The organism is Mesorhizobium sp. B2-4-14 (assembly GCF_006442155.1).
Lineage (GTDB): Bacteria > Pseudomonadota > Alphaproteobacteria > Rhizobiales > Rhizobiaceae > Mesorhizobium.
Map to the genome: position 1 here is coordinate 87,277 of NZ_VFVA01000003.1, position 19,579 is coordinate 106,855.

General features: G+C 64.9%; 15 protein-coding genes. 6 read left to right on the top strand and 9 right to left on the bottom strand.

What is annotated here, in order from left to right; genetic code table 11:
- Nucleotides 1–27: 27 nt before the first annotated feature.
- Nucleotides 28–1,557 (bottom strand): ABC transporter substrate-binding protein, encoded by a 1,530-nt coding sequence (locus tag FJ938_RS03680; RefSeq protein ID WP_140691198.1) that lies wholly within the window; start codon nt 1,555–1,557, stop codon nt 28–30.
- A gap of 111 nt (nt 1,558–1,668) precedes the next feature.
- Entirely contained in the window at nt 1,669–3,243 is a 1,575-nt protein-coding gene (locus tag FJ938_RS03685) for an NAD(P)/FAD-dependent oxidoreductase (RefSeq protein WP_140691201.1), read from the bottom strand.
- 119 nt (nt 3,244–3,362) lie between these two features.
- Between FJ938_RS03685 and FJ938_RS03690 the strand changes: the two genes are divergently transcribed.
- The 6 genes from FJ938_RS03690 (at nt 3,363) to FJ938_RS03715 (ending at nt 14,031) form a co-directional block, all read left to right on the top strand.
- A complete protein-coding gene (locus tag FJ938_RS03690) occupies nt 3,363–4,154 on the top strand; it encodes a cyclase family protein (protein ID WP_140691204.1) in 792 nt (263 codons plus the stop codon).
- 152 nt (nt 4,155–4,306) lie between these two features.
- A complete protein-coding gene (locus FJ938_RS03695; RefSeq protein ID WP_140691207.1) occupies nt 4,307–5,878 on the top strand; it encodes an NAD(P)/FAD-dependent oxidoreductase in 1,572 nt (523 codons plus the stop codon).
- A complete protein-coding gene (locus FJ938_RS03700; RefSeq protein WP_140691209.1) occupies nt 5,878–6,360 on the top strand; it encodes a MarR family transcriptional regulator in 483 nt (160 codons plus the stop codon). Before FJ938_RS03695 ends, FJ938_RS03700 begins: the two co-directional genes overlap by 1 nt.
- 105 nt (nt 6,361–6,465) lie before the next feature.
- On the top strand, nt 6,466–8,619 hold the full coding sequence (locus tag FJ938_RS03705) for an indolepyruvate ferredoxin oxidoreductase subunit alpha (protein WP_140691212.1): 2,154 nt from the start codon (nt 6,466–6,468) through the stop codon (nt 8,617–8,619).
- Entirely contained in the window at nt 8,612–10,192 is a 1,581-nt protein-coding gene (locus FJ938_RS03710; RefSeq protein WP_140691215.1) for an indolepyruvate oxidoreductase subunit beta family protein, read from the top strand. The genes FJ938_RS03705 and FJ938_RS03710 overlap by 8 nt, the downstream gene beginning before the upstream one ends.
- Before the next feature lie 428 nt (nt 10,193–10,620).
- On the top strand, nt 10,621–14,031 hold the full coding sequence (locus tag FJ938_RS03715) for an acyl-[ACP]--phospholipid O-acyltransferase (protein ID WP_140691218.1): 3,411 nt from the start codon (nt 10,621–10,623) through the stop codon (nt 14,029–14,031).
- Nucleotides 14,032–14,154: 123 nt separating this feature from the next.
- Here FJ938_RS03715 and FJ938_RS03720 read toward each other — a convergent pair whose 3' ends face one another.
- From FJ938_RS03720 to FJ938_RS03750, 7 genes are all read right to left on the bottom strand, one after another.
- The gene (locus FJ938_RS03720) at nt 14,155–15,393 is read right to left on the bottom strand and encodes a DUF1501 domain-containing protein (RefSeq protein ID WP_140691220.1); all 1,239 of its coding nucleotides are present in this window, start codon (nt 15,391–15,393) and stop codon (nt 14,155–14,157) included.
- 34 nt (nt 15,394–15,427) lie between these two features.
- Nucleotides 15,428–16,927 carry a DUF1800 family protein gene (locus FJ938_RS03725; RefSeq protein WP_140691223.1) on the bottom strand — a complete coding sequence of 500 codons (1,500 nt, stop codon included), beginning with the start codon at nt 16,925–16,927 and terminating at the stop codon, nt 15,428–15,430.
- A gap of 72 nt (nt 16,928–16,999) precedes the next feature.
- The gene (locus tag FJ938_RS03730) at nt 17,000–17,278 is read right to left on the bottom strand and encodes a hypothetical protein (protein ID WP_140691227.1); all 279 of its coding nucleotides are present in this window, start codon (nt 17,276–17,278) and stop codon (nt 17,000–17,002) included.
- Nucleotides 17,279–17,388: 110 nt separating this feature from the next.
- Nucleotides 17,389–17,850, bottom strand: coding sequence for a periplasmic heavy metal sensor (locus FJ938_RS03735; RefSeq protein WP_140691230.1), 462 nt, complete (start codon nt 17,848–17,850; stop codon nt 17,389–17,391).
- Nucleotides 17,847–18,299 (bottom strand): hypothetical protein, encoded by a 453-nt coding sequence (locus tag FJ938_RS03740; RefSeq protein ID WP_140691232.1) that lies wholly within the window; start codon nt 18,297–18,299, stop codon nt 17,847–17,849. Before FJ938_RS03740 ends, FJ938_RS03735 begins: the two co-directional genes overlap by 4 nt.
- A gap of 119 nt (nt 18,300–18,418) precedes the next feature.
- On the bottom strand, nt 18,419–18,955 hold the full coding sequence (locus FJ938_RS03745; protein WP_140691234.1) for an RNA polymerase sigma factor: 537 nt from the start codon (nt 18,953–18,955) through the stop codon (nt 18,419–18,421).
- 45 nt (nt 18,956–19,000) lie between these two features.
- Nucleotides 19,001–19,465, bottom strand: coding sequence for an acid-shock protein (locus tag FJ938_RS03750; RefSeq protein ID WP_140691237.1), 465 nt, complete (start codon nt 19,463–19,465; stop codon nt 19,001–19,003).
- Between the last annotated feature and the right edge of the window lie 114 nt (nt 19,466–19,579).

Here is a 19,579-nt window from a genome sequence, read left to right on the forward strand (position 1 = left end):
ACGGCGCGCGGTAATTCAGGGCTGATGTCAGGCCGGGGTCATCAGGGCCGGAAGCAGCGCGCCGGAAATATGCTGGACCACCTTGACGCCCTTGGCATGCACGATCGGCTGCGCGTACTGCATCAGCGGCAGCACATAGGCTTGCTCGGCGATGTACTTGTCGACCGCTTTCCAGCCGGCGATGCGCTTGGCCTCGTCCTTTTCGCCCCACAGCGGGTTGATCATGTCGATCAGGTCCTGGCTGTCCCAAACCGAATGCGGGCTCGGGCCATACATGGCAAAGCCGGTCGACGTGGTCGGGTCGCCGATGGCGTTGCCCCAATTGTAGAAGGCGGCCGGCGCCAGCTTGTCGGCGGCGCGCAGTTCGTAGTGCTTGGCGATCTCGTAGACTTCGATCGTCGCCTCGATGCCGACCTTGCGCCACATGCCGACGATCGCCTGGATCATCTCATAGTCCTTGGGTTTGAAGCCCTTGGTGGTCTGGATCGTGAACTTGACCGGCTTGTCCGGCGAGTAACCGGAAGCGGCCAGCAGTTCCTTGGCTTTCTCCGGATTGTGCTCGACCTTGATCGACGGATCGAAGGCTGCGTATTCCGGCGTCTCCAGCGTGGCGAGCGGCTGGCCGTAGCCGCGCAGCAGCCGCTTGACCAGAAGCTCCTTGTCCACCGCCATCACGGCCGCCTGACGGACATTCTTGTCCAGCATCGCCTCGATGTCGTTGAAGAAGATCATGCCGATGTCGGAAACGTTCTTGATAGAGCCGGCGAGCCCATCCTTGGCGATCAACCGGTCGTACTCCTCATAGGGGATTTCGAGCGTCACCTGCGAAGAGCCGGACTCGACTTCGGCGACGCGGCTCGCCGCGTCGGTGACGAACTTGATCGTCACATTCTCGAAGGCCGGCTTGGCGCCCCAATAGTTCGGATTGGCCTTCAGCCGCAGGAAGGCGTTGCGTTCGAACTTGTCGACCATGTAAGGCCCGGTGCCGATCGGCGCCTTCTCGAAGCCTTCCGCGCCGACCTTCTCGTAGTAGGCCTTCGGCATGATGTAGCCGGTGAGGAACGACATCCATTTGAAATACACCGGGTCGAACTGGACGACGTCGCCGGTGATCTTGTTGCCATCAATCTTGAAATTGTTGACATTTTTCCAGACGAACTGGATCGGGTTGCCGGTCTTCTCATCGCCCGCCCGCTGCAGCGACCAGACGACGTCCTCGGGCGTGAACGGTGAGCCGTCGTGCCATTTCACGCCCTCGCGCACCGTCATCATCACCTTGGTGCGGTCCTCGCTCCAGCCCCATTCGGTCAGCAGGCCGGGCGCGAAAGACAGGTCCGGCTTCTGCGGGATGAACTGGTCGAACACCGACTGGTAGAGGCCCTGGATGGTCGGATTGACGGCCGATGGGCCGGTGGTCGGGTCCCAGGAGGGCAGGTTCACGTTGTAGGCGATGGTCAATTCGCCGGCGGCGGCCTTGACGAGGTTTGGCAGGCCGACAGCGGCCACACCGAGTGCCGCGGCACTGTATCCGAGCAATTCGCGTCTGTTGATTGTCATGGTCGTTCCCCTTGTTGGTTATTGTCTTTGCGCGGCACTGTCCGTTCATTGGTTCAGGCTTCGTGGGCAGCAGCGCCTTGCCTCTCGTCACCTCGACAAAATCGTCGGTGCCTACCTCCCGCCAAGCTGTTGCGCGAGCATGAAGCCCGAGGCCGCGCCCGTGCCTGCGCCCGGCCACGTCGCGGCGCCCGTTAGATGCAGATTATTGACCGGCGTGTTCCAGCCGGCATAGCCGCGCGCCGGCCGGAACAGGAAGTTCTGCGCCAGATGATGGCTGCCGCAGACCTGGTCGCCGCCGACCAGGTTCGGGTTCTCGCGCTCGAGGTCGATGGGTGAGAACACAGCCCGGCCAAGGATTTTCGCGCGCAGGCCAGGCGCATAGGTCTCGATGATGTCGAGCACGCGGTCAGCATAGGCTTCCTTGACCTGATCCCAATGCGCGGCCGCGATCGTGGCCGAAGCATCGCCCAGAATTTCGGCGGGCAGCATGCGCACCTGCACCCACAGCACATGCTTGCCCGCGGGCGCGCGCGACGGGTCGATCGCCGTCGGCTGGCCGACGACCAGCACCGGTTCGTCCGGCAGCATGCCCGCGATCGCCTGCTGATAGGTGCGCGACATGGCGTCGAGCGAGGGCGACAGATGCACATAGGCAAACTGCCGAAGCTCCGCCCCGGCGCGCCAGTCCGGCAGGTCGTCGAGCGCCACATGGATCATCATCGTGCCCGGCGCATGGCGGAATTTCTGCATCGCCGTGTCGAAGCCGGCGTCGCCCGAACCATTGGGCAGCAGCTTGCCGGTCAGCGCCCTGGGCGCGACGCCGGCAATAACCGCCTTGGTCGCCCTATGGGTCTCACCGGAAGCCAGCCGCACGCCGATTGCCCTGCCGCCGGAAACCGTGATCTCGGCCACCTCGGCCCTGGTGACGATCTTGCCGCCGGCTGACGTCACCATGCCCGACAAGGCGCGGACGATGGTGTCGGCGCCGCCCTTGCCCAGCACCATGCCGAAGCTCTGGTTGGCCATCGATTCCAGATAGGGGAACACGGCGCCGCCTGCGATGTCGGGCGCGAAGTCGAGATGCATCCCCCAGGTGGCGAGTGTTGCACGCACATGCGGCGACTCGAAATTTTCCTCGAGCCAGGCGCGCGGCGATGACAGCAGCAGGCGACCCGTATCGAGCGCGCCGGACATGCCTTTCCTGCGCCACAGGTTCCAGGCCGTACCGGCAAGCGCGCGGGCACTCATCGGCGAGCCCAGCAGGCGAAACAGATGCTCGGCTTCCGCCGGAAACCCCGCGACCAGCCTGCGCCATGTCGCGGCATCGGCGGCGGAGAAGGCAGCCATGCGCGCGGCTGTTTTCTCCAGGTCGTTGCTGACGCCGAACCAGCGTCCGTCCGGGAAGGCGCTGGCGAAACAGTCGGCGACCGGCGCGAACTCCAACCCTTGCGCTTTCAATTCATTTGCATATTTCCGGTGGAAGGCCGAGCCGGCAAACAGGCTCAGATTCATCGCCCCGAAATCGTGGCGGAAACCGGGAAGGGTGAATTCGCCGGTCTGGACGGCGCCGCCGACCGCCGCGTTGCGTTCGAAAACGCCGGTTTTCCAGCCTTTGAGCGCCAGATGCGCGGCGCATGCCAGACTGTTGTGGCCCGCCCCGACAAAGATGGCGTCGAACTCGCTCACGCCCCGTTCCCATTTCCTTTATGCTTAAAGATAATTGCAGATGCATATGTTTTCGTCTAGTAGGATATTACGGGCCGAGACGAGCCTCCAGCACCGTCAAGAAAGAGGGAACAGAGATCATGGACACGCAAAAACTCCTCGGCGAGGTCGCCGGCCAGCTGCTTTCAGGTGCCATCAAGGTGGTCGACCTTTCGGCGCCGCTCGGACCCGACACGCCGCTGATCAAGCTGCCGCCGGAACTCGCCGTCGACACACCGAAGGTCGAGATCCATTCGATCTCCCGCTACGACAAGAACGGCCCGTGGTGGGCGTGGAACTGGCTGAAGCTCGGCGAGCATTCCGGCACGCATTTCGATGCGCCGCAGCATTGGATCACCGGCAAGGATTATGCCGACGGCGCCACCGACACCATTCCGGCGCAGAATTTCGTCGGCCCGGTCAATGTCATCGATTGCTCCGGGGAAGCCGCCGCCGACCACGATTTCCTGCTCACGGTCGACCATATCAAGGCCTGGGAAGCCAAGCATGGCGCCATCAACCCCGGCGAATGGGTGGTGATGCGCACCGATTGGTACAAGCGCAACGGCTCGGAAGCCGCGTTCCTCAATGCCGACGAGACCGGTCCGCATACGCCCGGCCCGACGGCCGAGGCCATCCAGTATCTGATCAGCAAGGACATCAAGGGCTGGGGCTCGGAGACCATCGGCACCGATGCCGGCAAGGCTGGCGGCATGGAGCCGCCATTCCCGGCGCACACGCTGATGCACAAGGCCAACCGCTATGGGCTCGCCAGCCTCTGCAACCTCGACCAGCTGCCGCCGAAGGGCGCGATCCTGATCGCCGCACCGCTCAAGATCGAGCACGGCACCGGCAGCCCGATCCGCGCCCTGGCGCTGGTGTCGGGAAAATAGAGCGAGGTGGGTCTTCGGGAGAAGATCATGCGCGCGGGTGGTAATGTCATGGCAGCAAGAGGGCGCCAGCCTGGCGAGGCTAGCGGCCTACGGCGCGAAGGAACGCCACGTTGCGCGGTTAGATCTCACCTCCCGCCGCCCGCGAGTGTCCAATGAAAGCGCCCGATCACATCATCGTCGGCAGCGGCATCAACGCGCTGGTCTGCGCAGCGATGCTCGGCGGCAAGGGCGCGAAGGTGCTCGTGCTGGAGCGCAACGACCGCATCGGCGGCTGCATGCGCACCGAGGAGATCACCGCGCCCGGCTTCATTCATGACGTGATGGCGACGACCTTCGTGCTGTTCATTACCTCACCGGCCTTCGCGGCCCTGGGCGCCGACCTTGCGCGGCATGGGCTGGAGTTCTGCCACACCGGCACGCCGACCGGCGTGCTGCGGCCGGACGGCAGCCATGCAGTGCTCAGCACCGACCGCGCCGCCAATGTCGCGGCACTCAACGCAATCGCCGCGGGTGATGGTGACCGGCATGCGGAGGACGTCGGCGGCATCGAGCGCAATGTCGGCCTGCTGTTCGGGCTGCTCGGCGGCAGCCTGTGGTCCTATCCGACGGCAAAGCTGCTGGCGAGCGATACCTGGCGACGCGGTCCGCGCGGCCTTGCAGCCTTTCTCGGCGAAGCGCTGGTGCCGGCGCGCGGCTGGCTGGAAAGCACCTACCGGTCCGAAACCATCCGTGCGCTCTGGGCGCCCTGGGTGCTGCATGCCGGGCTCGGCCCGGAAGATGCCTTTTCCGGCCAGATCGCCAAGGTGATCGCCTTCGCGCTGGAGGCGGCAGGCGCGCCGATCGTCAAGGGTGGGGCGAAGTACCTGCTGTCGGCTTTCGAGGCGCTCATCATCGAGCGCGGCGGCGTCATTTCCACGGAATCCGACGTTGCCTCCATCATCCTGGCCGGCGGCCGCGCCACCGGCGTGCGGCTGGCCTCGGGCGAGACGGTCCATGCGAAAAAGAGCGTTATCTGCTCGGTCACGCCGACGCAGCTTTACGGCCGGCTGCTTGGGAGCGAGGCACCCAAGGGCGATGTCGAGGCGACGAAGAAATACCGCTACGGCAAAGGCAATTTCCAGATCCATTACGCCCTCGACAAGCCGCCGGCGTGGCGCGGCGAAGGGCTGGACAAGGTGGCGCTGCTGCACCTGACGCCGGGCCTAGATGGCGTCTCGAAAGCCTGCAACGAGGCGGCGCGCGGCATGCTTCCCGAGGTGCCGACCATCTGTGTCGGCCAGCCGCACGCGCTCGACCCGTCGCGCTGCCCCGAGGGCAAGGCGATCCTGTGGCTACAACTGCCCGAGGCGCCGCGCCACATCAAGGGCGATGCCGCCGGCAAGCTGCAGACGCCGGCCGACGGGCAGTGGACCGCCGAGTTGCGCGAGGCCTATGCCGACCGCACCGAGGCGATTCTCGCCAACCATATTGACGGCTTCAGGGACGGCGTCATCGCGCGCCGTGCCTATTCGCCGGCCGATCTCGAAGCCATGAACATCAATCTGGTCGGCGGTGACCCCTATGGCGGTTCGTCCACCATCGACCAATCGTTCCTGTGGCGGCCGTTCAAGACCAGCCGCAACAATCAGACCGGTATCAAAAACCTTTACCATATCGGCGCCTCGACCCATCCGGGCGCCGGCCTTGGCGGCGGCTCCGGCTTTCTCCTGGCGGGGAGGCTGTGATGGAACAGAAGCTTGGGGAAAAGCGCCAGCGCATTTCCACCCTGGGCCAGATCGGCCTGCAGCAATTCGCGCCCTATCTGATGAACCGCATCATGGGCCGCTACAACGCCACTTTGCGCGACGATTTCCGCAAGCAGGGCCTGACCATTCCGCAGGTGCGGACGCTTGCTGTGCTGTCGGTCGCCGACGGTGTCACCGTCAACGACCTCTCTGTCTACACTGTCATCGAGCAGTCGACCTTGAGCCGCACGCTAGACACGCTGGAGGGCCAGGGGTTCGTCCGGCGCGAGCAAGGGGTCACCGACAGCCGTATTCGCCACGTGTTCCTGACCGACGAGGGCCGGGCCGAGTTCACCCGCGCCTGGCCGGCCATGCATGATGCGTTCGAGGCGATGTTCGACGATGTCGACGATGCCGAATACGCCGCATTGATCGCGACGCTGCAGAAGATGCTGAAGAACATTCGCAAGCACGACATCTGATGCATGTCGCCCAAAAGTGGACCCGGTTTTGGGGAAACGACATGCATAAATAGGGACTCTAGATTACCCGCCGCTGGCTGTCGGCGGCAACGGAAGGAGGCAGAAATGGCCGAACGGTCTTTTGCCAAGGAAGTCGAAAAACTCAGGCTCGGCGCCGGCGAGGAATTTGCCGGCGAGGGCATCCTCGCCATCACCAAGGCGCTGCTGCAATGCGGCGTCGGTTATGTCGGCGGCTACCAGGGCGCGCCGATCAGCCATCTGATGGACGTGCTGGCCGATGCGCAGGACATTCTGGGCGAGCTCGGCGTGCATTTCGAGGCCAGCGCTTCGGAAGCGACCGCCACCGCCATGCTGGCCGCCTCGGTGCATTACCCGATCCGGGGAGCCGCGACTTTCAAGTCGACGGTCGGCACCAATGTCGCCTCCGATGCACTCGCCAATCTCGCGTCCGGCGGCGTCACCGGCGGCGCGTTGATCATCGTCGGCGAGGATTATGGCGAGGGCTCCTCGATCATGCAGGAGCGCAGCCATGCCTTTGCCATGAAGAGCCAGGTCTGGCTGCTCGACCCGCGCCCGAACCTGCCCTCGATCGTCAAGGCGGTGGAGGACGGCTTCGACCTGTCCGAGGTCTCCAACACGCCGGTCATGCTGCAGGTGCGCATCCGCTGCTGCCATGTCCATGGCCATTTCATCGCCAAGGACAACAAGCGCCCGCCGATGAGCGTGGCCGACGCGCTTTCGGCCCCGCGCCGCGACACCGGCCGCATCGTTCTGCCGCCCGCCTCGTTCCTGCACGAGAAGGAAAAGGTGGCGAAGCGCTGGCCGGCGGCGGTGGAGTTCATCGTCAAGAACAGGATCAACGAATTCTTCGGCTCGGACTACGGTTCGGTCGGCATCGTCATGCAGGGCGGCATGTACAATTCCGTCGTCCGCGCCCTGCAGCGTCTCGGCCTCGCGGACACCTATGGCGAGACGGACGTACCGCTCTATGTGCTCAACGCCGTCTATCCGCTGATCGACGATGAGTTCCTGTCCTTCTGCGAAGGCAAGCAGGCCGTGCTGGTCGTCGAGGAAGGCCAGCCCAATTACATCGAACAGGCCTTTGCCGCGATGCTGCACAAGTCCGGGCGCGGCACCAGGCTGGTCGGCAAGGAATATCTACCGATGGCCGGCGAGTATACCGGCCAGGTCATGCTCGACGGCCTCGGCGCCTTCCTGCGCGCCGAGGCGCCGCATCTGTTGCCGGGTGAGGTGCGTGCGCCCAACAAGGTCGGCGAGGGCGTCGACACCGCCGATCTGATCAACGTCGTGCCGGGTCGTCCGCCGGGCTTCTGCATCGGCTGCCCGGAGCGGCCGATCTTTGCCGCCACCAAGCTGGTCGAGCAGGAACTCGGCAAGCATCACATCGCGTCCGACATCGGCTGCCATTTGTTCTCGATCATGCCGCCCTTCGAACTCGGTGCCACCACCATGGGCTATGGGCTGGGGCCGGCCTCGGCCTCGGCATTCAATTCGCCCGATGCCAAGCGCCGCTCGATCTCCTTCGTCGGCGACGGCGGCTTCTGGCACAACGGCCTGACCTCCTCGATCGGCAATGCGGTCTTCAACAAGAACGATGGCGTGATCGTCATCGTCGACAATTTCTATTCCGCCGCGACCGGCGGGCAGGACATTCTGTCGTCGCGCGCCGGCAACAAGACCAAGTCGACCAAGCATCCGATCACCGAGGCGGTGAAGGGGATGGGCGTCAAATGGCTGCGCCACGTCGACCGCACCTACGATGTCGGCAAGATGCAGGACACGTTGCGCGAAGCGTTGACGACGGAGGAGAAGGGGCCGAAGGTCATCGTCGCTTCCTCCGAATGCATGCTCAACCGCCAGCGCCGCGAGAAGCCGCTGGTCGACAAGGCGATCAAGGGCGGCGAGCGCGTGGTGAAGCCGAAGTTCGGTGTCGACGAGGATATCTGCACCGGCGACCATGCCTGCATGCGGCTGTCCGGCTGCCCGTCCCTGTCGGTGAAGTCGCTCGACGATCCGCTGCGTGACGATCCCGTCGCCAGCATCGACCAGAACTGCGTCGGCTGCGGCAATTGCGGCGAGGTCGCCGACGCCGCGGTGCTCTGCCCATCCTTCTACCGTGCCGATGTCGTGCACAATCCGGGCCGCTGGGACCGTTTCCTGGAAAGCGCGCGCCGCGCCGTGATCAGCTTCTTGCAGCGCCGCCGCGAAAACCGGCGCCTGACCTTCGCCGATGCTTGACCAGGCCTCACCCATGCGCCCGAAGGCGGGCGCCACCGAAGACGAACGCGTGATAAAACTCGCGGTACTGGCGGTCGGCGGCCAGGGCGGCGGCGTGCTTGCCGACTGGATCACCGATGTTGCCGAACGCAATGGCTACGTCGCGCAATCGACTTCGGTCGCCGGCGTCGCCCAGCGCACCGGCGCCACGATCTATTATATCGAAATGGCGCGCGACACCGGGCGGTTGCCGGTCTTCGCGCTGTCGCCCTCGCAGGGCGATGTCGACATCCTGATCGCCGCCGAACTGATGGAAGCCGGCCGCGCCATCATCAGGGGCTTCGTCACGCCCGAGCGCACCACGCTGATCGCCTCGTCGCACCGCATCGCCGCCGTGTCGGAAAAGATCGAACCGGGCGACGGCCGGGCCTCTTCGTCCAAGGTGCACGCGACGGCCGAGGCCGCGTCCAAACGCTTCATCGCCTTCGACATGGAAAAGATTGCCGCCGAGAACGGTTCGATGATCTCGGCCAGCCTGCTTGGCGCGCTGGCCGGGTCCGACGCGCTGCCGTTCACGCGCGAAAGCTATGAGCAGGCGATTGGCGCCGGGGGCCGTGGCGTCAAGGCGAGCCTTGCCGCCTTTGGCGCCGCGTTTGATCGTGCGCGCGGCACGGCGGCGCCGGCGCCAAAGCCGGCTGAGCCGGCGATTGTCGAATCCGCTTTGGGGGTTGGGCGGGTCAGTGGCCCGCGAAACCTGCTGCGGGGCTGGCAGGCGCTCGCCGCCCATATCGACCTGATGCCCCTGGCGGTGCGCGACATGGCGCTCAGGGGACTGAGGAAGGTCGTCGACTATCAGGACATCGCCTATGGGCGCGACTATCTCGATCGGCTCGACAAGGCCGTCGCGCTGGATAGCGCCGACCATGCCCACGCGCTGTCCATCGCCGCCGCCAAGCATCTGGCCAATGCAATGTGCTACGATGACATGATCCGTGTCGCCGACCTGAAAACGCGCTCGACGCGGGACAGGCGTGTGCGCCGCGAGGCCGGCGTCAAGGATGGCTCGATCCTGCAGGTGACCGAATATTTCCATCCGCGTATCGAGGAGTTCTGCGGTACTTTGCCGGCAAGATTGGGCAGCTACATCGAGAGCCGGCCGAAACTCGCCGCCTTCCTCGACCGCCGCATCAATCATGGCCGACGAATCCGCACCGACAGCTTTGCCGGTTTTGCCGCTCTCTGGTTCATCGGCGGCCTGCGCCGCTGGCGCCGCAGCCTGCTGCGCCACAGGGTAGAAGCCGCGCATCTGGAACGCTGGTACGCGCTGGCGCTCGGTTACTTGCCGGCGAACTACGCGTTAGCCGTCGAGATCCTCAATTGCCGCCGGCTGATCAAGGGCTATAGCGATACCCATGTCCGCGCCCAGTCGAAATTCGATCGGGTGCTGTCGGCGCTCGATCTGGTCAAGGGCCGTAGCGATGCCGCCGACTGGATCCGCCGCCTGCGCGAGGCGGCATTGAAAGACGAGAAGGGCGACATGCTCGACGGTGCGCTGAAGACGGTGGCGACCTTGGATCAAAATCCCGTTGATTGAGGCGTGCCAACCGTGCCATGCCGACGTCACTGGGCGAATTCACTGATGTAACAGCAACTTGCGTCAGAATTCCGCCCTGGCGGCGCTCAATCCTTCAAGCGGCAGGACTTTGCAATCCAACCATCGACCCTCTTCGGAGTCGTGAACGCCGTTCATTTTCGCTTGAACGATGTTCAAAACGTGATATGTTGCCCTCTGTGAACACTGTTCATAAACGGGAGGTCGACATGCGGAAACAGCTTTGCATTTGTGCAGCGGGCAAGTCGCTTATCAGTCGCTTCAAACACCGGCTGCCGAAGCCACGCATGAGCATCATGCGCAATAAGAAAGTTTAACCAGCTCACTGATATCGCTGGGATTGAAACACACCTGCAACCCGCAGGGCCTGTCGGCGGACAGCCGTAGGGTTCCGCCAAATGGAAACCGCCATGAACACTGATCTCATGTTGTCGCGGCGCTTTGCGCCTCTGTTCTGGACGCAGTTCCTGTCCGCGTTCAACGACAATTTCCTCAAGAACACACTGGTTTTTCTGATCCTCTTCACCTTGGCCGCTGACCAGGCGGCCTCGCTGGTCACGCTTGCTGGAGCCGTGTTCATGGCTCCTTTCCTGCTCCTGTCGGCCTTGGGCGGCGAGATCGCCGACCGGTTCGACAAGGCGTTGATCGCCCGCCGGCTGAAATTCGCCGAGATTGCCGCCGCTGCAGTCGCAGTCATTGGTATCGCGCTGTCGTCGATCCCGGTGCTGATGACGGCGTTGCTCATGTTCGGCATCATCTCGGCGCTGTTCGGACCAATCAAGTATGGCATCCTGCCGGATCATCTCGAGCGCAAGGAATTGCCGCGCGCCAATGCCTGGATCGAGTCGGCGACCTTCGCCGCCATCCTCGGCGGCACCATCGCCGGCGGCGTCGTCTCTGCCGATGGCATCGGCGTCTGGGTCTTCGGGCCGATCATGATGATCCTGGCAGTCGGCTGCTGGTTCGTCAGCTGCTACATTCCTTCAACGGGTTCGGCTGCTCCCAGCCTCGTCATCGACAGGAACATCTTTCGTTCGACCTGGCGTCAGGTCAGCGAATTGCGCACCGACACACGCATCTGGCGCGCCGGCCTGATGACCTCCTGGTTCTGGCTGATTGGGGCCATCATCCTTTCGATCCTGCCGACGCTGGTCAAGAATTCGCTCGGCGGCGGAGAGATCGCCGTCACCGCCTACCTCGCGGTGTTCGCCGTCTCGATCGCTATCGGGTCGGCAATCGCCGCATGGATGTCGCAGGGGCGTGTCGTGCTCTTGCCGGCCCCGGTCGGCACGGCGCTGCTTGCACTGTTCGGCCTCGACCTGGCCCGGGTCATCTGGAGCATACAGCCTTCGCCCAGGGCCGAGACTCTTGCCGCATTCTTTGCCGGGCCAAACACCATCCATGTCGCCATCGATCTCGCCGGCATGGCCGTCTCAGCAGCCTTTCTCGTGGTGCCGACCTTCGCCGCCGTGCAAGCCTGGGCGCCCGAGGCGCGCCGCGCCCGCGTCGTTGCCGCCGTCAGCATCGTCAATGCCGGCTTCATGACCGTGGGCGGCATACTCGTCGCCGCGATCCAGGCAGCGGGTGTTTCCGTTGGAGGCATTCTGTTCGGCCTCGTCGCGGCCAACGCGGTCGCTGCCTGGCTGATGCTGAAATACCTGCCGACGAATCCGTTCCGCGACTTCGTCTCCATTCTCTTCCGTGCGTTCCATCGCCTGGAGGTCGAGGGGATCGAAAACCTCAAGGCGGCCGGCAAGGCACCCATCCTGGCGCTCAACCATGTCAGTTTCCTTGACGGTCCGCTGGCGCTGACGCTGACCGACGAAGAGCCGGTCTTCGCCATCGACTACACCATCGCGCAGGCCTGGTGGATGAAGCCTTTCCTGAAACTGACCCGCGCGCTGCCGCTCAATCCTGCCAAGCCGATGTCGACGCGCACGCTGATCAAGATCGTGCAGAACGGTGATCCGCTGGTCATCTTCCCCGAAGGCCGCATCACCGTCACCGGCGGCCTGATGAAGGTCTATGACGGCGCTGCCATGGTGGCCGACAAGACCGGCTCGATGGTGGTGCCGATCCGCATCGACGGGCTGGAGAAAAGCCCGTTCTCGCGGCTGACGTCGCAGCACGTGCGCCGTCGCCTGTTCCCGAAGGTCAAGGTGACCATACTGGAGCCGGTCAAGCTTGAAGTGCCGCCGGAACTGAAAGGCCGCCAGCGCCGCGCCGCGGCCGGTGCGGCACTTTATCAGGTCATGTCGGATCTCGTCTTCCGTACCCAGGATATCGACAGGACGGTGCTGGAAAAGATCATTTTGACGGCGAACGAACGCGGCATGAAACGGCTCGCCGTGCAGGACCCCGTCACCGGCTCCCTGAGCTATGGCAAGCTGCTGACGGCGGCGGCCGTGCTTGGCGAGAAATTCGAGACGCTCTATGCCGGCCAGCGGACGCTCGGCATCATGCTGCCCAACGCCAACGGCTCTTGCGCCACGCTGCTTGGCGTGATGTCGGCGGGCAAGGTGGCGGCGATGATCAACTTCACCGCCGGTGCGGCCAACATCCTGTCGGCCTGCAAGGCGGCCGAGGTGCGCACGGTGCTGACCTCGCGTGCCTTCGTCGAACAGGCCAAGCTTGGCGCCGTGGTCGAGGAGATGGGCCGGTCGGTCGACATTGTCTGGCTGGATGACCTGCGCGCCACCATCGGTCTCAAGGACAAACTGCTCGGCCTGTTGCGCAAGAGCACGCCGCGCGTTGCCCGCAAGGCCACCGACCCGGCGGTGATCCTGTTCACCTCCGGGTCGGAAGGCACGCCAAAGGGCGTGGTGCTCACCCACCGCAACATCCTGGCCAATGCCGCGCAGGCCGCATCCCGTATCGATTTCCACTCGGGCGACAAGGTGTTCAACGTGCTGCCGATCTTCCATTCCTTCGGCATGACGGCCGGTACGGTGCTGCCGCTGATCTCGGGCGTGCCGATCTTTTTCTATCCGTCGCCGCTGCACTACCGCATCGTGCCGGAACTGATTTACGCATCGAACGCAACGATCATCTTCGGCACCGATACGTTCCTCAGCGGCTATGCCCGCACCGCGCACCCGTACGATTTCCGTTCGATACGCTATTGCTTTGCCGGCGCAGAACCGGTCAAGGCATCGACGCGCATGACCTATATGGAAAAGTTCGGCTTGCGCATCCTTGAAGGCTATGGCGTTACCGAGACCGCGCCGGTGATCTCCATCAACACGCCGATGTACAACCGTTCCGGCACCGTCGGCAAAATCATGCCTGGTATGGAGTATCGTCTTGATCCGGTGCCTGGAGTCGACGATGGCGGGCGGCTCTATGTACGTGGACCAAACGTCATGGCGGGCTATCTGCGCGCCGAGAAGCCGGGCGTGCTGGAACCGCTGCCGGACGGCTGGCATGACACCGGCGACGTCGTCTCCATCGACGAGGGGGGCTTCATCACCATTCGCGGCCGCGCCAAGCGTTTCGCCAAGATCGGCGGCGAGATGATCTCGCTCGCCGCCGTCGAGGCGCTGGCGGGCGAGTTGTGGAAAGGCTCGCTATCGGCCGTCGCTTCCGTGCCGGATGTGCGCAAGGGCGAGAAGCTCATTCTCATCACCGAGGTGCCAGATGCCACGCGCGCCGAGTTCCTGAACTTCGCCAAGGCGAATGGCGCCATGGACCTGATGGTGCCCGCCGAGGTGCGCGTGGTCCAGAAAGTGCCGGTACTCGGCTCCGGCAAGCTCGACTTCGCCGGCGTGACCAAAATGGTGCGTGGAGAAGATACACCTATCGTCGACGTCGAGGCCGCCTGACCGCCAGTGACGCGAGACTACGCCGCGCGGGATCGCGGCGTCGCTCGACGCCGATCGTTGACGAAAATGTGATCGGCCATGCTGCGAACCGCTCCGGGAGCGGAGCGGGATTTTATGCAGCGATCACGTAACGAGATCCCGCATTGGCTTCACTGCCGACGACTCCGGAAACACCTTGTCAGAAAGCACGGCGGCGGAAAGACCGAATTGGTCGGCGAGCAGGCCCTTCAGGACCCCTCTGACATCGCTAGTCGGTGCAAGATCGCGTTGCTCATAGAGCTGAGCCGGCTTCAATCCCGGCCAGTCGGCGATGACGCGACCGCCCTTGATCGCGCCGCCCGCGAGCAGCACCACCGTGCCGGTGCCGTGATCGGTGCCGACCGTGCCGTTAATCTGCGCCGTGCGCCCGAACTCGGTGATGGCGACGATCGCAGTGTCCTTCCAGCGCTCGCCAAGCCCCTTCTCGAATTCCTCGAACGCGCCGTCGAGGCCACCGAGCAAGGTGGCAAGCCGGCCGGTCGCGCCGCCCTCATTGACATGCGTGTCCCAGCCGTCGAAGGCCAGGGCGGCGACCCGCGGTCCGTCATCGGCCGCGATCAGCTTGGCGGCACCTTGTGCGGCCTGCCGCATGCCGGCGGCGCTGTCGAGGCCGCCCTTCGGGTTTATCGCCTTGGCACCCATCTGGTCGTCGAGCGCCATGCGGTCGGCATCAAGACCTTTTTGCAAGGCCACCGCCAGCGCGGGATCGCGATGATGATAGAGGTCGAGCACCCGTGCCGCTAGGTCACGGGCCGGAGCCGGCAAGGATTGCGGCGCCCAACCGAGCACCGGAGCCGCACCGCGGATCACCAGCGGTGTCGAAGGCCCGACGGCCAACCCGCCGAGCGTCGCGACGCGGTCGCCGGCCGGCAGGCTCTCGAGCGCCCGGTTGAGCCATCCGGTGGCGACATGGCCTGGACCGGCATAGCCGCTTTCCAGCACATCCTGCCCGTCGAAATGCGAGCGTTCGCGGTAGCCTGTCGCGGCCGCATGCACCACCGCAGCCTGCTTATCCCTGAACAGCCGCGCGAACACCGGCATCGCCGGATTGACCGCGAAGAAACCATCGAGCGGCAGCGCCGCGTGCGGGCCGGTGAGCGACAGCGCGATGTCGCCGTGCAGGCCGGCATAGTCTGGATCGCCGACCGGGCCGACGGCCGACAGGCCGTCGAGCGCGCCGCACAGCACGATGACGATCAGGCGCGGGTCGCGGTTGTCGGCGGCACGGGCGAAGCGGGGCAGATAGGCCCAGGCGAACAGCGCGCCGCCGGTCATCAGCACGGCGCGGCGGGAAGGATGAGGTGTTTCACACAGCAGGCTCATGACTTTGTCTCCATGGGAGTTGTCCGCGCTGGCGCTATCGTCGCTGGAATTCGGGCGCCATCAGCAGCAGCGCCAGGCCCTGTTGCCTGGATTCGGCGCGGGCGACCGCTTGCCGCGTCTCCGGCGAGGCGGAGGGCCCGATGATGGCGTCGAGCATGTCGTTGGGATTGCCGATGTCGTTGACCTGGCCGGCCGCCTGCCAGGCGATGTCGAGGCGGATCTTCATGCCTTCGGCCGACGCCCAGCTGTCTGTCTGGTCGGAGAAGCCGTTCGGTCCCGGCGGCTGCCAGAGCGGCTCGCCCAGCGCGCTCAGCCATCTGAGCGACTGGCCGGGAGCGTTCGCCGGACCGCGGCCGGCTGCTCTGCGGATAGCGGCGACGTAGTCGAAGGGCGAACGCATCTTGGTCAAGGGCATCGACCACGCCTCGGGCATGTCGATGAGCGTCGCCGCCAATGCCCTGAGATTGCCGTCGCTCCTGGTGAACACCTTGGCGAGACGCGCGACCGCCGCCGGTGGCGGCTCGTCCGATATGAAGTGTCGGGCGAGGTTGGTGGCGATGTGCTGCGCCGTCGCCGGATGGCGGGCGATGTCGCTGAGCGCGGCCTCGGCCTGGCCCATGCCGGCGGCCGGATAGGTCTTGCCCAACAGCACCGCGTCGCCAGGCTCATGTGCGTTGGCGTTGAAGACCGAACTGCCGGGCTCGCCAAGCCGTCCTTCCCGTCCGGCCATCATCCAGCCGGTCAGGATGCGGGCGAAGCTGGTGACATCGGCTTGCGTGTAACCGCTGCCGACACCCAGCGTGTGCAGTTCCAGGATTTCGCGGGCGAGGTTCTCGTTGAGACCGCGCTGGCGCTTCCTGCCGGCGCGGGAGTCCGGGCCGATCGACTGCTGGTTGTCGAGATAGAACAGCATCGCCGGATGCCGCTCGACCGCCATCAGCATATCGGCGAAACGGCCGAGCACGAAGGGACGGATCGCTTCCCGCTCGAAGGCGCCGGCGCTGGCCCGCACGATCGGCCCCTTTGCCGCCGAGACACAGAAATGGTTAGACCAGAAATAGACAAGACGTTCGACGAAGCCGACCTCGGCTTGCAGAGCTTTGTCGAGTCGCGCCTTGGCCTCGGCCCGGAACAGTTCAGCCTCGACCCTCGGCACCGCCGGCTTTGCGGAGGGCTGTGCTGGTGGCATCTGCGATGCATCGGTCATCTGCGATGCATCGGCTTTGGCCGTCCGCTCTGCCATGAGATTGCGCTCGAGCTTGCGCTGCATCGTTGCCGCCATGCTGGCCTGGATGGCTGAGGTGCTTCCCTTCAGTCCCGCATGGGCAGGATCGTCGAGCGATATCAGGGCAATGTCGGGCGCCTTGAGTTCAGCCCTCAAGGCGGCGCGGGGATCGCCGGCAAGTTTGTCACGGCCTCCCGGTCGCGCGCCCAGTCCAAAACGATTGAACGCAACCAGGATCTCGTCTTGCGTGGTTTCTGGGCCCGGAACAGCCAAGCTGAACCCTCCATTTTTCGGAGCGCATGTGGCCATGCGGGCTCCGGTCAAACCCATCCGGCGTCACCGGTGGAGGGGGCCAGGCATTTGCGCCTGGCCCAGAACCGCCTACCAGCGGTGCCAGCGATGCCAGTGGCGATGCGGGTGCCAGACGTAGAATGGGCCATGCACATAGTGCGGCCGCACCACGACACGGTTCGGAACGCAACGGCCCCAGCGGTTCGGGTGCCAGCCGATCCCGCAGCCCCAGCGGACACGCTCCACCAGTGCGGGCGTCCCCGGTTGGGTGACGGATACGATCGGCATGGCGTTGGAGGTGGCGGCGGTAGCGAATGTCCCGCTAACGGCAAGGCCGGCGGCGGCGGCATATTTTATCAGACGGTTCATCATTGAACTCCGAGTGCTTCGAGTTGAAGATGTCCGGCCCGCAACAAGCGGTCGGACAGGCTTGACCCTTCAATTCGTTAAACGGCGCCGGAGGCTTTTTCCGTCGGTCTTCATGGCGATTTTTTTGGCGCGATGGCCGCCCGGCGTTGCACGTGGTGCAGCAGCGCTGCCGCCAAGAGGCTTCGATTTTGCGGCGATGTATTCGCCGCAAAATCGACGATGGCCTGTTCAAGTCGCGTACGTACCGTCAAGTCGGCGTTGCGCGCCCGTTCCAGGGCGGCGGACAAAGCCGCCGTATTCACGACGGGCTGCTGCAACAGGTCGGCCGCCTCCTGCCTGGCCTGCTGACCGTCCAGAATGACCTGGCGGGATTCCATGCGGACCTGGCGCAGCGCCTTGCGGAATGCCTTGCGGTCCTGCTCCGGAAGCCTTCCGCCGGCCGTTTCCAAGGAATAGCCCGCGCCCGCCCTGACATTTCTCAGCCACACCGCGCCGCTGATAAATGCGCCTGCAAGAAAGACGTTCAGCACAACCGAGACGATGACAAGGCGGCGGACCCAACGCGTACTCATAGATTTTCCTCGCCATTGTCGGCATCAGCCCCCGCATCGCCGAAGGCCGTCGCATTGGCATCGAGCACGTAGTGGTCGGGCTGGGCTTCGGGCGTGACGACGGTCACCAGGGCCAATCCGGCCACCGCACCGGCCAGGCCGACGCCGGCAAGTCCCAACCCCAGCCACCAGAACCGCTGACGCCGGCGCTGGACGAGGTACCGGTCGGCGACGCGCAGGATGCTGCCGTGCAGCGCCTTGCCGGGGGGCTGGACGCTGTAGCTGTCGAGCAGGGTGTCGAGGGTGCCGGCATGTCGCGAAATGGCTTGGCCCGCCTCGCTTGAGGCGAAGCCTGTTGCGGCCTCGCGCTCCGCGTCCGGCCAGCGACGCAAATCGCCGCCATAGGCTTCGGCGAGCGCCGCGAAACGCTTGGCATCCATTGCCGGGCCGTCTTCGATGTCTTCAGTCATTTGCTTTCCCCTTGCCCCTTGGCGCCATGTGCCCACGCGGGTTGGAAACGACAGCGACCGGCCCCCACCGGACGCCCGCAAAGCGCGATGAATGTTCCGCATCCATGGTCGCGCCCTTGTCAGTCATGGACGCTATCCTTGGCCAGAATCGCCTGCAGGGCCCGCCGGCCGCGCGAAAGCAGGCTCTCCAGGGCATCGATGCTGATCTCCAGGGTCGCGGCCGCTTCGATATTGGACATCTCCTGATAGTAGACCAGGATAATCGCTTCGCGCTGGCGTGGCGCGATCGCCTGCAAGGCGCGCTCGACCCGATGCGTCTCTTCCCGGGAATCGGGAAGCGGAGCCGGATCCGCCACCTCCGGCAAATCGTTGGTCACCCATTCGCGGCGCCGGCGCAGCCGGTCGTAGCAAAGGTTGAGCGTCACCCGGTGGATCCAGGTGTCGAAGCGTGCACCGCCGCGCCGCCAGTTCGAGGCATGACGCCAGATCCGCACGAAGGTTTCCTGGGCGACATCCTCGGCCTCCGCCGTGTCGCCCAGCATGCGGGCGGCCAGCGACAGGATGCGCGGCAGCTTGCGCGCGACAAGCGTCCGCACCGCCGCGGGATCGCCGGCCCCGACCCGACGGACCAACTCCTCGTCCGGATCGGCGCTCATCTGCCGGCGTACTCCCGATGTTCATCACGCGTCATGGCCTCTTGGTCATTGCTCCGGCTTGGGAGCGGATTTGTGGCCTGGCATCTCGTCGGCCTTGAGGACGCCGTCGCCATTCTTGTCCAGTCTGGCGAAGCGCTTGGCGAAGAACGCGTCGAGCTCGGCGCGATCGATGAAGCCGTCATGGTTCGAATCGATGCGCGAGAAGGATTTGGCGGGGTCGCCCTTGGTGTTTCGCTTGGCCTGGATGGCCTCCCACTCCAGCAGGCTGATCTTGCCGTCACCATCCGTGTCGGCGGCCATGATCGCCTTCTCCCGCCGCTTCTGGAACTTGGCCAGCGTAAGGCCGGACTTGGCCTTGGACGCGGCAGCCGGCGGTGTGGCAGGGACAGGGGCAGGGGCAGGAGCGGGAGCAGGAGCAGGAGCAGGAGCAGGGGGCTGCGTCGCCGTCTGGGCAAAAGCTGCCACGGTTGACAGGCTCAAGGCAGCGGCAAGGATCGAACGGCGTATCATGCTCTGGCGTCTCCGGTTGGGGCGTTGGCCACGGCCCGTGCCACGGTCACGCTTCAACCGTTAAACGCCGCGGCGGGAGAAATCCGTCGGTCGCCTGTGCCGCCTGTTCCGATT

Coding starts and splice junctions, on each gene's coding strand:
- FJ938_RS03720 (WP_140691220.1), bottom strand. CDS start 15,393: ATGAGCCTGCTGTGTGAAACACCTCATCCTTCCCGCCGCGCCGTGCTG.
- FJ938_RS03700 (WP_140691209.1), top strand. CDS start 5,878: ATGGAACAGAAGCTTGGGGAAAAGCGCCAGCGCATTTCCACCCTGGGC.
- FJ938_RS03725 (WP_140691223.1), bottom strand. CDS start 16,927: ATGGCCACATGCGCTCCGAAAAATGGAGGGTTCAGCTTGGCTGTTCCG.
- FJ938_RS03715 (WP_140691218.1), top strand. CDS start 10,621: ATGAACACTGATCTCATGTTGTCGCGGCGCTTTGCGCCTCTGTTCTGG.
- FJ938_RS03740 (WP_140691232.1), bottom strand. CDS start 18,299: ATGACTGAAGACATCGAAGACGGCCCGGCAATGGATGCCAAGCGTTTC.
- FJ938_RS03710 (WP_140691215.1), top strand. CDS start 8,612: ATGCTTGACCAGGCCTCACCCATGCGCCCGAAGGCGGGCGCCACCGAA.
- FJ938_RS03680 (WP_140691198.1), bottom strand. CDS start 1,557: ATGACAATCAACAGACGCGAATTGCTCGGATACAGTGCCGCGGCACTC.
- FJ938_RS03735 (WP_140691230.1), bottom strand. CDS start 17,850: ATGAGTACGCGTTGGGTCCGCCGCCTTGTCATCGTCTCGGTTGTGCTG.
- FJ938_RS03695 (WP_140691207.1), top strand. CDS start 4,307: ATGAAAGCGCCCGATCACATCATCGTCGGCAGCGGCATCAACGCGCTG.
- FJ938_RS03705 (WP_140691212.1), top strand. CDS start 6,466: ATGGCCGAACGGTCTTTTGCCAAGGAAGTCGAAAAACTCAGGCTCGGC.
- FJ938_RS03690 (WP_140691204.1), top strand. CDS start 3,363: ATGGACACGCAAAAACTCCTCGGCGAGGTCGCCGGCCAGCTGCTTTCA.
- FJ938_RS03745 (WP_140691234.1), bottom strand. CDS start 18,955: ATGAGCGCCGATCCGGACGAGGAGTTGGTCCGTCGGGTCGGGGCCGGC.
- FJ938_RS03730 (WP_140691227.1), bottom strand. CDS start 17,278: ATGAACCGTCTGATAAAATATGCCGCCGCCGCCGGCCTTGCCGTTAGC.
- FJ938_RS03750 (WP_140691237.1), bottom strand. CDS start 19,465: ATGATACGCCGTTCGATCCTTGCCGCTGCCTTGAGCCTGTCAACCGTG.